We start from the raw sequence: 15,492 nt of genomic DNA on the forward strand, positions 1-15,492 counted from the left end.
TGAATTTAATTAAATGGACCAACCATTATATGCGCCCTAAAAGTACCAGGATCCATTAACCATGGCATTCCCTTGGCGTGCGGTTTATCTGGAAGACCCGTAGACTCTGTTGTAGCGAACGGTGTATAAATCACATATCTAAATTGGCCATCTGCTAATTCCCCTGTATTTTCATCATAAGCTTCATCGGACCCAAAATAAATATAGGTCATACTAGGTTCCTTGGGCATCTCCAACAAACCTTGGGCTACCTCCATACCCCTAATTTCACGCTTTTCTTTTATCCCTTTACCTTCGAAGGCCAATTCCCTGCCCCTCTTCATAAAAGCTTCCAACTTTTTAGAGTAACAGGATACACTTATGCCTTTTCTATTTGGGTCATCGGCAATACAAATTAGATTATTAGATCCTTCCCGTAGTACTACAAAATCACCCATAGAATTATACCCATAAACCATAGCCTTATCTTTTTCCAATTCTGGTGCGGGCAGTGTTGCGGTTTTTATCTGAATCGCTGTTGGTAGTATTTTTACGTCTTGGGCATTTACACAATATTGGACAGAAAGCAGCATCAAAATTGAAATGGAATATTTCATAACATAATGTTTTACTTAAAGATAGCGAACTCTATCTAAATATCAAATCATTATAAATTCCTCTAATCAGGGAATTTGCAAGAACAAGGTTTAAGAAAAATCAAGTTATTTGTTGGAATATGAAACAAGAAAAATCCTTAATTATTCTTAAAACAGAAAATTAAGGATTATGTATATACCCGCCAATTCATTGGTTTTCGATTATTCCATTTTCGCTATAAAATAATACTAGCCTAAGCCTGCCAAACTCTTTTCCAAAGTCTCTATTTTGGATTCCGCATCCGCTTGCTTTTTACGTTCAATATCAATAACCTTTTCCGGCGCATTATTCACAAAACGCTCATTGGATAATTTCTTCACTACGGATTGCAAAAAGCCTTTTGTATAATTTAGTTCCTCCAGTATTTTGGCCTTTTCTGCTTCAATGTCAATTGCTCCTCCCATTGGCACGAAGTATTCGTTGGCTTTAACCCGAAAAGACAGTGCACCATCTACACCTTCATTTACATAAGAGATTTCTGAGAGGTTGGTTAATTTTAGAATAACGGCATCCCATTTTTTATCCATCTTCTCTTCGTTTAAGATAAATAATCCCAAGGTCTCTTTCATTGGAATATTCTTTTCCTTACGAATGGTCCTTACACCTGAAATTACCTCCATTGTAAATTCAAAATCCTTAAGTATAGTGGAAGAATCTACCTTGTTTATTTTTGGCCATTCAGATACAATTAATGCCTGTTCAGGGCTTCTTTCTACAATATGTTGCCAAACTTCTTCTGTTAGGAAAGGCATAAATGGATGCAGTAACTTTAAATTCTGCTCAAAAATATCTATTACAGAATTAAAGGTACTTATATCAATGGGTTGTTGATACGCAGGTTTAATTATTTCTAACAACCAAGAACTATAATCATCCCAAACCAATTTATATGTAGCCATAAGAGCATCCGAAATCCGGTATTTGCTAAAATGATCTTCAATTTCTGTTAGGGTCTGATTAAATTTTGCCCTATACCATTCAATACCAAGTTTGGATGATTCTGGTTGCGGAATATCTGCGACTTCCCAACCCTTAAGCAATCGGAAACCGTTCCAAATCTTATTTGCAAAGTTCTTTCCTTGTTGGCAAAGATCTTCATCAAACATTAAATCATTACCCGCAGCAGAACTCAATAACAAACCAACCCTTACCCCGTCTGCACCATATTCTTCAATCAACTTAAGGGCATCAGGTGAATTACCTAGGGATTTTGACATTTTACGACGTTGCTTATCCCTTACCAAGCCTGTGAAATATACATTTTGGAATGGTCTTTCCCCCCTATACTCATACCCGGCTATAATCATTCTGGCCACCCAAAAGAAAATAATATCCGGTCCCGTAACCAAATCATTGGTTGGATAGTAATACTTAATTTCTTCATTTTCAGGCTCCAGTATGCCATTAAAAACACTAATAGGCCATAACCATGAGGAAAACCAAGTATCCAGGGCATCCTCATCCTGTCTAAGGTCACTTAATGTCAACTTGGCATTGCCCGATTTCTCCTTAGCCATTAACAAGGCGTCTTCCTTACTTTCTGCCACAACAAAATCGTCTTGCCCATCACCAAAATAATAAGCGGGTATCTGTTGTCCCCACCACAGTTGCCTAGAGATATTCCAGTCGCGGATATTCTCCATCCAATGACGGTATGTGTTTTCAAATTTCTTTGGAAAGAACTTTACTTCATCAGAATCTAAAACCGCATGGATAGCTGGTTTGGTAAGTTCTTCCATTTTTAAAAACCACTGATCAGATAGTCTTGGTTCTATTACTGCTTTTGTTCGCTCAGAAGTTCCAACCTTATTCAAATGCTGTTCAGTTTTCACCAAATAGCCTTTCTCTTCCAGTTCTTTTGAAATTTCTTTTCTAACCACAAAACGATCCTTACCCTCATAATGTAGTCCAAAAGAATTTAAAGTGGCATTTGGATTAAAAATATCAATGGTTTCCAAATTATGTTTTTCACCAAGAGCCTTATCATTAATATCATGGGCAGGGGTAACTTTTAAGCAGCCAGTACCAAACTCTATATCCACATATTCATCCTCAATTATTGGTATAACCCGGTCACATAGTGGCACAATGGCTTTTTTACCTTTCAAATGTTGAAAACGTTCATCATTGGGGTTTATACAAATTGCCGTATCACCAAGAATGGTCTCTGGCCTTGTTGTAGCAATGGTTACCTTTTCATCCGAATTTTGGATTGAATAGGTCAGGTAATAAAGTAATCCTTGTTTTTCCTCATAAATCACCTCTTCATCTGAAAGTGTGGTTTGTGCTTCCGGATCCCAATTAACCATACGATACCCACGATAAATAAGGCCTTTATTATATAGGTCTACAAATACCTTTATTACACTTGCATAGCGCTCATCATCCATTGTAAAAGAAGTTCGGTCCCAATCACAAGAACAGCCCAGTTTCTTTAACTGTTCTAGAATAACGCCGCCATATTCATGTGTCCAATCCCAAGCATGTTTTAAGAACTCTTCACGAGATAAATCGCTCTTGTTTATACCCTGCTCCTTTAATTTAGCAACCACTTTTGCCTCTGTGGCAATGGAGGCATGATCCGTACCTGGTACCCAACATGCGTTCTTGCCCATTAAACGGGCCCTTCTTATGAGCACATCTTGGATCGTGTTGTTCAGCATATGGCCCATATGAAGTACCCCAGTAACGTTTGGCGGTGGTATCACAATGGTATATGGTTCTCTATTATCTGGTTCAGAGTGAAAAAAATTATGTTCCATCCAGTAATCGTACCAACGATTCTCTATCTGATGGGGTTCATATTTTGAAGGGATATCCATTTTTGGAACAGTTTTTGAATAAATACAAATTGGGTCAAAAAAATAAGTACACTAAATACAATTATTACAAGTACTTATATATTTAACCCAAATTAAAATACGAAACAAAAATAAGTAACGTTAGAGTATAACAAAAGGATTTTGAGGTTGATCTGAAAAGATTTAATTTTGAAATCACCCAAAACGGAAAAATGATGAAAAAATTAGTACTTATACTATTTGTTGGTTTGCTTGGATTAAGCGCAACTGCACAAGATACAGCTGCCAAAATTGAATTTAAAAGCGAAACAGTGGACTATGGTGAAATTGCCAAAGGTTCAGACGGAATTCGCGTATTTGAGTTTACAAATACTGGTAATGCCCCTTTAATTATTAGCGATGTTAAGTCTAGCTGTGGATGTACGATACCTAAGAAACCAGAAGACCCCATTATGCCAGGAAAAACTGGTGAAATACAAGTTAAATATGACACTAACCGTGTAGGTCCGATCAGAAAAGCCATTACGGTTACTTCTAATGCAGATACACCTACTAAAATCCTTAAAATCAAAGGAGAGGTAAAGGCGGCCACTAACGGCACCAAATAATGCTTGTAGTTATAGACTATAAAAAAGCCCACTTTAAAGCGGGCTTTTTTACTTGAACAAATCTTTAAGTACAAAACTAAAAAGTAAATTACTATTAAAACGTTCCACTAATACTTTTACCTTTTTACCTTGCTTATCATTAAGCATTTGCATAATCTCCTGCAGTTTATACCTATGTATTCTCTTTCCATTTACAGCTAAGATAATATCCCCTTCTTTTAAACCTGCGGCATGTGCAGGACTTCCTGCCCTTATGGCAGATACCACTATTTCTGGAACAAGACTTAATCTCGTTGCTCCTTCCAATAAAATCTGCACGTCACCATAAGTACGTTCATTATTATGTACAACGCCATTGGGACTCGCAATTCTTTCTGAAACATACCTTACTCCTGCATGTTGAAGATCGATGCCGCTTATGTTATAATGAAATGGTCCATTAAAATTTGAGTTCTTTTTAAGAGAGATTTTTCCATTGGGATAATCAAAAATGATATTAAAACGCTTTAATATCTCACCTCCAAGACTACCATTTCTATTTCCTAAATCCTTAATTGTATTAAAAGTTAACATATCTGGAAAGGCGGCCTTAGCATCCTTCAAATGAAAATTACCAATTTTAATCTCACTGATCTTAGTTCGTTTACCGTAAATATCACCAGCTAAACCTTTACCTAAGAAATCAGCATAATTCTTTTCTGGCAATCGAATTCGCTCATTTTCAAAAAGCCAAATCGCATCACTACTCCCTGTATCCAACAACATTTTCACATCAATCTCCTTACTATCTTTTATAACAACACTTGCATCCAAATAGGCTTTTCTGCCAATCACATTAATTGGCAATGTCTCATACTTTTTATTGTCCTTGTATGTATACTCCTGAGGATTATAAAATTTTATTGTTTTGGTGGAATAATTTATATCCACAATAAAATCCTTAAAAAGATCGTATCCAATTATACCATGCACTGGAACACCAAGGCTTGGCGAGAAATTTATGCCGCCGTCCATGACAACATATAATTTTTGTGCAAGGTTCCTAATGTTACCTAATTTAAAAAAATTGCCTTGAGAACTTAAGGCACTTATTGGGTCTCCTTCACCTAAGCCATTAATAGTAATTTCCGAAACATTTTTTAGCTCTATAGAATCTTGATCCGCCAAATTGAATAATATTGGAGTCCCGACTCCCGAATCCATTACAAATGATAATTCCGTACCATTCACTTCTATTGGAATAACCATGAGATTATTTATAAGCTCAAATTTTACTTTTTGAAACTTTTGATCTTCAGAAATCGTAAACCCCTGAGATCTGCCTATAAAAGAAGAAGTAAGTAGAAGCAATAAAATTATATGCCTGAATTTTAATAACATATTTGTTTCCAATTGATTACCTTTTTTAATTTACGACATTTTTTCTATAGACCTCATTTTTTAACATTCTTTAAACGTATAGAAATATGCGCAACTATGATTGTAATATCCATAAGGATTTCCCACTTTTGTGCTAAATTAAAAGTGCTATGCCATCAATTTCCAGAAAAGGGCTTTCCATGCCTCAATCTCCTATTAGAAAATTGGTTCCTTTTGCAGAAAATGCAAAGAAAAAAGGAATGAAAGTGATTCATTTGAACATAGGGCAACCTGATATAAAAACACCCCAAATTGCTTTAGATGCTGTAAAAAACAATGATCTTACCGTACTGGAATATAGCCGCACTGAAGGTTCAGAGGCATTTAGGGAAAAAGTTGCGGGATATTATGCTAAAAATGAAATTTTTGTAACCGCTAATGATATTTTGATTACCACAGGTGGCTCAGAAGCTTTGTCTTTTGCCATGGGCAGTATTGCAGACAATTGCGATGAGATAATTATACCAGAGCCATTCTATGCAAATTATAATGGTTTTGCAACCGCAGCCGGGATAAAGGTAGTTCCTGTTGTTTCAAAAATAGAAGACAACTTTGCGCTCCCTCCCATAGAGGATTTTGAGAAGTTAATCACCCCAAAGACTAAAGCAATTTTAATTTGTAATCCAGGAAACCCTACAGGATACCTGTATAGTAAGGAGGAAATCCTGAAACTAGCTAAAATTGTTAAAGAACATGATATCTATCTTATTTCAGATGAAGTATATAGGGAGTTTGCTTATGACAACAAAAAACATTTCTCAATTCTCCAGGCAGAAGGTCTTGAACAAAACGCCATTGTGATAGATTCTGTTTCTAAACGCTATAGTATGTGCGGAGCTAGAATTGGCTATCTGGTCACAAAAAATAAAGAGGTTATTGCCACTGCAATAAAATTTGCACAAGCTAGGTTATCACCTCCAACCTATGCTCAAATTGCTACAGAGGCAGCGCTTGATACGCCACAAAGCTATTTTGACGAAGTAAGGGAGGAATATGTCTCTAGAAGAGATTTGCTAATCTCAGAATTGAAAAAGTTGGACGGTGTAAAAGTAGCTCGCCCACAAGGTGCATTTTATTGTATTGCCGAGCTCCCTATTAAAGACGCCGATGATTTTGCCCAATGGCTCTTAGAAGATTTCAGGGTAGCTAATGAAACCGTTATGGTCGCTCCTGCTGCAGGTTTTTATGCCACTGAAGGATTAGGTAAAAATCAAATACGTATTGCTTATGTCCTGGATAAGGAAAGTTTAAAAAGGGCTGTCCATATATTGGGTGAAGCCTTAAAAAGTTATATTGGTTAATGCAAATTCTAGAAAATTTTTCACTTAAATACCATAATACGTTCGGTATTGATGCCAAAGCAAAATTTTTTGTTGAAATAAATTCTGTTGAAGACCTAAAATCAATTCTTCAAAAAAAAGAATACCCAAATAAACTTATACTTGGCGGAGGCAGCAATCTGCTCATTATTGAAGATATTGATGCATTGGTCATTTACATCAATATAAAAGGTATTCAAGTACTTTCAAAAACCGATGACACTGTTCTCATAAAAGTCATGGCAGGTGAAAATTGGCATGAAATGGTACTTTGGACCCTAGAAAGAGATTTCGGTGGATTAGAAAATATGTCACTTATACCAGGAAAAACAGGAACTGCCCCTGTACAGAACATTGGTGCATACGGTGTTGAACTTAAAGATTGCTTTGTAGCTTGTGAAGCCATGGAAATTAATACCCAAGCAATAAGGGCCTTTTCTAAGACTGATTGTGATTTTGGGTATCGACAGTCCTATTTTAAAAATGAAGGGAAAGATAAATTTGCAATAATCTCTGTAACATTTGAACTGACCGTTAAAAACCATATTATTAGTTCTAGTTATGGTGCTATAGAAGAGGAATTATTAAAGAAAGGAATTCAAGACCCGAGTATTAAGGATATTTCCAATGCGGTCGTAGCCATTCGAAATAGTAAATTACCAAATCCGAAAGAACTCGGAAACAGTGGAAGTTTTTTCAAAAATCCTATGCTAACAAAGGAGGATTTTGAGATTTTCACAAACAAAAATCCAGAAGCACCATTTTATAAAATTTCTGACGACGAATACAAAATTCCGGCAGGATGGTTAATAGAGCAATGTGGCTATAAGGGAAAACGTTTTGGGGATGCTGGCGTGCACACAAAACAAGCTCTTGTATTGGTTAATTATGGAAATGCAACGGGTAAGGAAATCCTAGAATTGGCGGATAATATTATGAAGGAAGTGAAGTTAAAATTCAACATCAACATTACTCCAGAAGTCAATTTAATAAGATAACCCTCATAATAAAATTACGAGGGTTATACCAAACCAAACTAACCAAAAATAAAGTGTACAGTTACCAGCTGCGCACTTATAACATATATATTTTTAAAAACGCTTCTTTAAAAATCAATTTTATAATTTAGCGTTTATTGATATACGGGAAAACAAACCTGTTTGGATGTTGACCTATTAAAAACTTTTGTCGCATCCATTAATTTATGAGCACACTACTTGAAAAACATATAATTGAGCTCTTACAGGAACGTAATGACAAAGCAATTTCATTGTTGTATGACAACTATGCTGATACCCTTTTAGGTGTTGCAAATAAAGTTTTACGAAATGAAGAACTTGCCCAAGATGTGTTACAAGAAAGTTTCGTGAAAATATGGAAGAAAGCTGATTCTTATGACCCTAGTAAAGCTAAGTTATTTACATGGTTATTTAGGATAACAAGAAATACGGCAATCGACAAACTAAGAAGTATAAACACAAAATCTGGCAAGGAAATCCAAATGGACGTTTCTGACGTATATAATTTAGGTGTTGAAAGTATTAGACCGGAATTCTTGGACGTACAAGAACATTTGGGTAAGATTGAAGACAAGTACCAAATTGTTTTAGATGCGTTATTTTTTCAAGGAATGACGCAACAAGAAGCAAGTGAAGAATTAAATATTCCTTTAGGTACCATTAAATCCAGACTCAAAATTGGACTCAGGGAATTACGCAAAATATATGGACCGGCAGTATTTGCACTATTATTAAATATAATGTGATGAAAGAAAAAATAAAAATATTCCTAGAATCTGATCTTTTGGAGAAGTACCTTCTTGATACGACCACAGAAATGGAGTCACTTCAAGTAGAGCGCTACATAGCTATGTACCCAGAGGTTAGGGAGGCCTATGACCAACTACAAGAAAGTTTAGAGGTCTTTGCAAAATTACATGCGATCAAGTCACCGGACGGACTAAAAGACAAGATAACCGCAAGAATACGGTCTGAACGAAATGGCCGTAAAAAATTCTTTAGATATGCCATTGCAGCAAGTTTTGCGGCAATTATGTTTGCTGGGGCTTCCTATTTCTTTTATAGTCAAAACCAAAGTTTACAAGAGGAAAATACAGTGGTTAGCAATAAGATAAAACTGCTGGAAGCTGATATGAAACAGCAGTTAGAGGATGTTAGAAACCAATTTATAGTCCTTAACAACCCTAGCACTAAAAAAGTAAATGTAAACGGTAACAGAAAAGCAAAGGAACTTAAGGCGGTGGCTTACATAAACCCAGTAAAAAAGCTATCTTATATCAATGTAAGTAATTTACCCAATCTTCCAGAAAACAAATGCTACCAAATGTGGGCAGAGGTTAATGGAGAAATGATAAACTTAGGTATACTAGAGCAAGCCTCAGACAGTCAAAACCTTTTGGCATTACCTTATGCTGAAAATGCTGTTAGTTATATTACAATTGAACCGGAAGGTGGTAATTTAAATCCAACGGTAGACAATATAGTAGCAAACATTTCATATTAAGCATTAGTATAAAGTAGTCTTAAAGCCCCAATAAGGGGCTTTATTTTTTTATCTTTGTACCAAAATAAAGTAGATGAAACTTATTTTACTCACAATAGGATTATTAGCTGTAGCCTTTTTGGGTATAGCTATTAAAATTTGGGCAAAAAAAGATGGTAAATTTGCAGGAACCTGTGCCAGTCAAAGTCCTTTTCTAAATCAAGACGGAGAAGCTTGTGGCATGTGTGGTAAATTACCTAGTGAGCAAGAATGTAGAAAGGATACGGCATCCTAAGACACGATAGATTGTTCGTTTATTTTTTTGTCAATCCCCCCATTACACTAATATTCAAATTTGGACAAAAAAGAAACCATAGAAGATATTATAGATAATGCCAAAAACGGTAGCCAGATAGCTTTTAGCCGTTTATTGGATACTTTTTGGAACGATGTTTATGGTTTTCAACTTAAACGAACACAAAGTGAAAATGATGCAGAGGACATTACCATAAGAACATTTTCAAAGGCATTTGACAAGATAAACACCTACGACAAATCTTACGCTTTTAAAACATGGCTACTTACCATTTCTAAAAACATTCATATTGACCTTGTCCGTAAAAGAAAAAAGAACCTTTTGGAAAGTAGGGGAAACAATGATGTGATAAAAAAAGTATTGGATGACACCCCTTCCATGGAAGATCAACTGATCCAAGAACAAAATTTAGCGGATTTACTTCTGGATATCAAAAAACTAAAACCACATTACCAAGAAGTAATCAACCTCCGGTATTTTAACGAGCTTAGTTATGCCGATATCTCAGAAAAGCTAAATGAGCCGATTAACAATGTAAAGGTTAAGCTATTAAGGGCAAAAAAACTACTGGCAGAAGTGATTAAAAATCGGCATTAAATTTTCTACGCACTAATTATTTTAAACGCTCAATCATCAACCTACATAAAATTCTTTACGCATTTTAGTTCGTATATTTGTATTAAAAATTAAGCATGTCTGTAGCAATTGAAGAAAATAATGCTCCCCCAAAAGGCAAACCAAAATGGTTAAGGGTTAAACTGCCTACCGGTAAAAAATATACCCAACTACGTGGATTGGTAGACAAATATGATCTTCATACCATCTGCACTTCCGGTAGTTGCCCCAATATGGGTGAATGCTGGGGAGAAGGTACTGCTACATTTATGATACTTGGTAATGTTTGTACACGCTCATGTGGTTTCTGTGGTGTAAAAACTGGGAGACCAGAAAATATAGATTGGGCAGAGCCAGAAAAAGTAGCTCGTTCTATCAAAATAATGGGAATTAAGCATGCAGTTATTACTTCTGTAGATCGTGATGACCTTAAGGACATGGGATCTATTATATGGGCGGAGACCGTAAAGGCCATTAGAAGAATGAACCCAACCACTACACTAGAAACCTTAATCCCTGATTTTCAAGGAATAGAAAAGCATCTTGACCGTATTATTGAAGTTTCCCCTGAGGTTGTTTCCCATAATATGGAAACGGTGAAACGATTAACAAGGGAGGTACGAATCCAAGCAAAGTACGAAAGAAGTTTAGAAGTTCTTAGATACTTAAGGGCCAATGGTGCTAATAGAACCAAATCCGGTATTATGCTGGGCTTAGGCGAGCAAGAAGAAGAAGTAATTACCACAATGGAAGATCTTCGTAATGCCAATGTAGATGTGGTTACCATAGGACAATATCTTCAGCCTTCAAAAAAACACCTGCCTGTAAAGGAATTTATAACACCAGATCAGTTTAAGAAGTACGAGAAAGTGGGATTAGAAATGGGTTTTAGACATGTTGAGAGTGGTGCATTGGTAAGGTCGTCCTATAAAGCGCATAAACATATTCATTAATAAGAGCTTACTAGCCAACTTGACGATAGCTTGAAGATCATTGGCCATCTAATTTCATAAATTTGAACTTATGAAAAGGTTGAAAATAGGAATTAATGGTTTTGGACGTATTGGTAGAACCTTATTTCGCTTATTACAAGGGCATGACCATATTAAGGTGGTAGCAATAAATGATGTGGCGGATGCCCGTACTCTTGCACATTTACTAAAATATGATAGTTTGCATGGTGTCTTGGACTCCCTTATTAGCCATGATGATGAACATATAATTATTAATGACTTCAAAGTAAAGATTACTAATTACAAAGAACCAAAAAATATTGATTGGAAGGCTGTAGATGTAGACCTGGTTATTGAATCTACCGGTAAATTTAAGACTAGGGAAAGTTTAGGGTTTCATCTTAAAAATGGTGCGAAAAAAGTGATTTTAGCGGTCCCGCCACTAGAGGAAGATATCAAAATGATTGTCTACGGTATCAATGAAAATAGCCTCAGTAATGATGACGATATCATATCCAATGCTTCCTGTACAACAAATAATGCCGCCCCTATGATAAAGGTCATCAACGATCTTTGTGGTATTGAACAGGCATATATAACCACGATCCACTCCTACACCAGTGATCAAAGCTTACATGATCAGCCACACCGGGATTTAAGAAGGGCAAGAGCTGCAGGTCAATCCATAATACCCACCACTACTGGTGCGGCTAAGGCTTTGACCAGAATATTCCCCGAACTGTCCAACGTTATTGGTGGTTGTGGGATTCGCGTACCTGTTCCTAACGGGTCTTTGACAGATATTACTTTCAATGTGAGAAGAAATACCTCTATTAAAGAAATAAATGATACTTTTGAAAGAGCATCTAAAAATGAACTGAAAAATATACTTTTTTATACTGAGGACCCAATAGTTTCTATTGACATAAACAATAGTTGTTATTCTTGTACGTTTGATTCCCAGATGACTTCTGTAATTGGTAAAATGGTGAAAATTATAGGTTGGTATGATAATGAGACAGGATACAGTAGCCGGATAATAGATCTTATAAATCATATGTTAGTTAAAGAATATATTTGAAACCCCATTGTTTACATAACACTAGTTTAAAGGTAGCCTTGTCCCTGCTGTTCTTTGTATTGGGTATAATTACCTATGCGCAGGACTCTGTACCCTCAAGGGATATTGCCCCTTATTTTGAGAAGGCAAGAAAATTAAGGAACGAGAACAAGATAGATCTTGCCCTTGAAGCCTTGGATATGGCTTCTGAAGAAGCTGAGAAAAACGAGGACATTAAAGCCCTAATTGATTCATACCATGAACTGGCTATTCTTTATCTAAAATTAGAAAAAGAAGAGGATACCCAATTTTATTGGGACCGTGGAAGTGTTTTGTTAAAGGATATTTCCTATCCTTATGGTGATGCCATCCATAAGTTCATTGAAGCCATTTTATTATACAGAAATAACAAAAATTTCCAATCGTTGTTTATGCTAAATGAGGCTAAGCAACTTAATAATGACCGGAATTTTTTTAACAATATTTTACTTGCTGAGGCCCAAGTTTACATGAATCTTGAAAAATATGAAAGTGCCACTAAAAACCTGAATTCCCTTATTGTAAATACGGATATCTATGAAAAAGAATATTTATCTACCCAAGCCTACTTACGATTAGCTGAATTATACTTAGCGACAAAGGACTTCCAAGAAAGCTCTAAAAATGCTGAATATGCATTAAAATTGGCCATTGACAATGGGTTTATGTTAGAAATAAAGGAAGCCAACGAATTGTTGACCGTTGCTTACGAGGAGCTAGGGCAGTATGACAAATCTTTACAAAACAGCAAAAATCTACTTCAAATTAAGGATTCATTATTTACAATTGAAAAACTTAAGGTAGAGGTAAAGACCGCAGATAAGATTAGGGATGATTTTAAAACGGAAGAAATTATCCGACAAGAAAATAAAATTCAGGAACTAACAGAATCCCAGAATAGATCGGAAGTTACTGCGATTCTTGCTTCGGCATTTTTAATCATTATATCCCTATTGGCAGTTTCTTTATACAGAAACAACCAAATAAAATTAAAGACCAATGATCTTTTACAGACCAAAAACAAGGAATTACAGATTGCAAGGGATGGTGCGGTACAAGCGATGGAAGCCAAGACTAATTTCCTTTCCACAGTAAGTCACGAACTGCGAACCCCTCTTTATGCGGTTACCGGTCTCACCCACTTATTACTAGAAGAAAATCCAGAGGAGCATCAAAAAGAACATCTTAAGGCCCTTAAGTTTTCAGGTGATTATTTGTTGAATTTTATTAATGATATTCTTCATATAAATAAAATTGATGCCAACAAACTGGAGCCTTTACATATGGAGTTCAACCTTAAAAAGGTTATCAATGAGGTAATGGACTCACTTCAGCAAAGTGCTAAGGAAAACAAAACAAAACTCCTATTAGATTACGATGAAAGTATCCCAAGCCATCTACTGAGTGATCCTTTAAAACTTTCTCAAGTTTTTATGAACTTAATTGGCAATGCCATTAAGTTTACTAAAGATGGAGAAGTAAAATTGATTGTTAAGCTATTAAAAAAAGAAAATGAGGATGTAAAAATATATTTTGAGGTTAAAGATAATGGCATTGGTATCTCAAAAGAAAAACAACTTAGTATTTTCGAAGGTTTTGAACAAGGCTCCATTCAAATTAATAGGGAATATGGTGGTACAGGACTTGGCCTTACAATTGTAAAAAGTTTGCTTGGTTTATTTGAAAGTAAAATAGAACTTAAAAGTAACTTAGGAGAAGGAAGTTCTTTTTATTTTGAAATAGACATGAAGAGCAAGGATGATCTAGTTGATAATTTGGAGTTCGAAATTACGCCACAAGAATATGATTTTAAAGGTCTTCATATTATGATTGTTGAAGACAATAAAATTAACCAAGTGATTACTAAAAAAATGTTGACCAAAAAAGAAATCACCAGTGATATTGCCAGTAATGGCGAAGAAGCGGTTACCCTTGCCAAAGAAAATGTATATGATGCCATTCTTATGGATATTCACATGCCTGGGATAAGTGGTGAAGAGGCAACCATACAAATACGCCAGTTTGATCAACAAACTCCGATTATTGCTTTAACAGCAATTTCTTTAGATGATAGTTTAGAAAGTTTTTACGCAGCTGGCTGTAACGATGTAGTTACCAAACCATTTAAACCTGAAATCTTTTATCAAAAAATCGGTGAGAATATTTTTGATAAAAAAATCAAAAATTTGCCTTCATAAGTTGATTGACGCTCTCCTCCAAAATAGCCTCACCATTACATTTAAAAACGTGTTTAACTGCCAAAACATAAAGGTTATCTAAAGAATTGGAAAGCCTAACAAAATCCTTTTCAGTGGTAATGATAAACTTTTTCCTCTTCAGTTCGGATATTTCTTGCTTTGTGAAGAAATGATGATCTGGATAGGAAAGATGATCAAATATAACCCCATTCTCATCTAAATAATTCACTAAAGGAGATGGATTGGCAATACCGGTTACCAATGTGACATTTTTATCCTTAAAAAAATCCAAAGGTAAGTTTTTAGCGTAATGGACCACAGTTTCGTGATATTCCAAATAAGCGAATAGCACTTGTTGGTGTGGCTGTGGATGTAATTTTCGCAAAATAGTTTGTTGCTCGTTGTCACTAATGGATGGTGGACATTTTGTGACAATAATAATATCGGCCCTTTTTGATGCGCTTTTACTATCACGTAAGTCCCCTGTTGGCAAGTACCAATCATCAACATATAACCTTTGATAGGTGGTTAAAAGAATCGAAAAATCTGGTCTTACCTTTCTATGTTGATAAGCATCATCCAAAAGAATAATATCAGGATCTATTAACTTTTCTAATTGCTCTATGCCGTGTTGTCTATTGGCATCTACAGCCACTCTAACTTCAGGAAACTTATTGAAAATCTGGAATGGCTCATCACCAATATCAACTAAAGGCGTTTGGTTATCAGCCAATACAAAACCCTTAGATTTTCTTTTATATCCCCTACTTAAAACCGCAAGTTGGTAGCTATTTTGAAGCATCGTAAGCAATAACTCTATCATAGGTGTCTTACCAGTACCACCCACACTTAAATTACCAACACAAATAGTGGTAACTTGGTAAGATTTAGATTTAATAAGACCTATATTGTAGAATAGATTACGAAAATATACCACCAAGGCATACACTAAAGAAAATGGAAAAAGAAGTTTTCTAATCACTTGCATTACAGCGAAAATATAATATTTTATCTTTGAATTCCTTA

Annotated in this window: 14 protein-coding genes; 10 read left to right on the forward strand and 4 right to left on the reverse strand. The window is 35.5% G+C overall.

Translation table 11 applies throughout. The annotated features are described in order from the left end of the window. Positions 1 to 5: 5 nt before the first annotated feature. Positions 6 to 596: a hypothetical protein gene (locus tag ACOCEA_RS11020; protein WP_420756298.1), complete on the reverse strand. Its 591-nt coding sequence runs from the start codon at positions 594 to 596 to the stop codon at positions 6 to 8. A 228-nt stretch (positions 597 to 824) separates the two neighbouring features. Then, positions 825 to 3,458: a valine--tRNA ligase gene (locus tag ACOCEA_RS11025; RefSeq protein ID WP_420756299.1), complete on the reverse strand. Its 2,634-nt coding sequence runs from the start codon at positions 3,456 to 3,458 to the stop codon at positions 825 to 827. Between the two features lie 191 nt (positions 3,459 to 3,649). Here ACOCEA_RS11025 and ACOCEA_RS11030 point away from each other — a divergent pair, with 191 nt between their 5' ends. Next, a complete protein-coding gene (locus ACOCEA_RS11030; RefSeq protein WP_420756300.1) occupies positions 3,650 to 4,045 on the forward strand; it encodes a DUF1573 domain-containing protein in 396 nt (131 codons plus the stop codon). A 48-nt stretch (positions 4,046 to 4,093) separates the two neighbouring features. Here the strand turns inward: ACOCEA_RS11030 and ACOCEA_RS11035 are convergent, their stop codons facing one another. Beyond that, positions 4,094 to 5,437, reverse strand: a complete 1,344-nt coding sequence (locus tag ACOCEA_RS11035; RefSeq protein ID WP_420756301.1) for an aspartyl protease family protein — start codon at positions 5,435 to 5,437, stop codon at positions 4,094 to 4,096. A 137-nt stretch (positions 5,438 to 5,574) separates the two neighbouring features. Between ACOCEA_RS11035 and ACOCEA_RS11040 the strand changes: the two genes are divergently transcribed. The 9 genes from ACOCEA_RS11040 to ACOCEA_RS11080 all read left to right on the forward strand — a co-directional run bounded on the left by ACOCEA_RS11040 (position 5,575) and on the right by ACOCEA_RS11080 (position 14,466). Further along, complete coding sequence (locus tag ACOCEA_RS11040) at positions 5,575 to 6,765, forward strand: pyridoxal phosphate-dependent aminotransferase (RefSeq protein ID WP_420756302.1); 1,191 nt, start codon at positions 5,575 to 5,577, stop codon at positions 6,763 to 6,765. Then, the gene (gene murB / locus ACOCEA_RS11045; protein WP_420756303.1) at positions 6,765 to 7,781 is read left to right on the forward strand and encodes a UDP-N-acetylmuramate dehydrogenase; all 1,017 of its coding nucleotides are present in this window, start codon (positions 6,765 to 6,767) and stop codon (positions 7,779 to 7,781) included. Before ACOCEA_RS11040 ends, murB begins: the two co-directional genes overlap by 1 nt. A gap of 206 nt (positions 7,782 to 7,987) precedes the next feature. Beyond that, the gene (locus tag ACOCEA_RS11050) at positions 7,988 to 8,548 is read left to right on the forward strand and encodes an RNA polymerase sigma factor (RefSeq protein WP_420756304.1); all 561 of its coding nucleotides are present in this window, start codon (positions 7,988 to 7,990) and stop codon (positions 8,546 to 8,548) included. Then, the gene (locus ACOCEA_RS11055; protein WP_420756305.1) at positions 8,548 to 9,306 is read left to right on the forward strand and encodes an anti-sigma factor; all 759 of its coding nucleotides are present in this window, start codon (positions 8,548 to 8,550) and stop codon (positions 9,304 to 9,306) included. Before ACOCEA_RS11050 ends, ACOCEA_RS11055 begins: the two co-directional genes overlap by 1 nt. Positions 9,307 to 9,379: 73 nt before the next feature. Next, on the forward strand, positions 9,380 to 9,580 hold the full coding sequence (locus tag ACOCEA_RS11060) for a membrane or secreted protein (protein ID WP_420756306.1): 201 nt from the start codon (positions 9,380 to 9,382) through the stop codon (positions 9,578 to 9,580). Positions 9,581 to 9,640: 60 nt separating this feature from the next. Continuing rightward, positions 9,641 to 10,198 (forward strand): RNA polymerase sigma factor, encoded by a 558-nt coding sequence (locus ACOCEA_RS11065; RefSeq protein WP_420756307.1) that lies wholly within the window; start codon positions 9,641 to 9,643, stop codon positions 10,196 to 10,198. Positions 10,199 to 10,293: 95 nt separating this feature from the next. Further along, positions 10,294 to 11,169: a lipoyl synthase gene (lipA, locus tag ACOCEA_RS11070; protein ID WP_420756308.1), complete on the forward strand. Its 876-nt coding sequence runs from the start codon at positions 10,294 to 10,296 to the stop codon at positions 11,167 to 11,169. 70 nt (positions 11,170 to 11,239) lie between these two features. Beyond that, complete coding sequence (gene gap / locus ACOCEA_RS11075; protein ID WP_420756309.1) at positions 11,240 to 12,250, forward strand: type I glyceraldehyde-3-phosphate dehydrogenase; 1,011 nt, start codon at positions 11,240 to 11,242, stop codon at positions 12,248 to 12,250. Then, on the forward strand, positions 12,247 to 14,466 hold the full coding sequence (locus ACOCEA_RS11080) for a hybrid sensor histidine kinase/response regulator (RefSeq protein WP_420756310.1): 2,220 nt from the start codon (positions 12,247 to 12,249) through the stop codon (positions 14,464 to 14,466). The genes gap and ACOCEA_RS11080 overlap by 4 nt, the downstream gene beginning before the upstream one ends. Here the strand turns inward: ACOCEA_RS11080 and lpxK are convergent. Further along, a complete protein-coding gene (gene lpxK / locus ACOCEA_RS11085) occupies positions 14,447 to 15,454 on the reverse strand; it encodes a tetraacyldisaccharide 4'-kinase (RefSeq protein WP_420756311.1) in 1,008 nt (335 codons plus the stop codon). The two genes, ACOCEA_RS11080 and lpxK, sit on opposite strands and share 20 nt — an antisense overlap. Positions 15,455 to 15,492 lie beyond the last annotated feature (38 nt).

Origin of the sequence: Maribacter luteocoastalis, from assembly GCF_048890225.1 — a bacterium.
In the GTDB taxonomy this organism is placed as follows: Bacteria; Bacteroidota; Bacteroidia; order Flavobacteriales; family Flavobacteriaceae; genus Maribacter; species Maribacter luteocoastalis.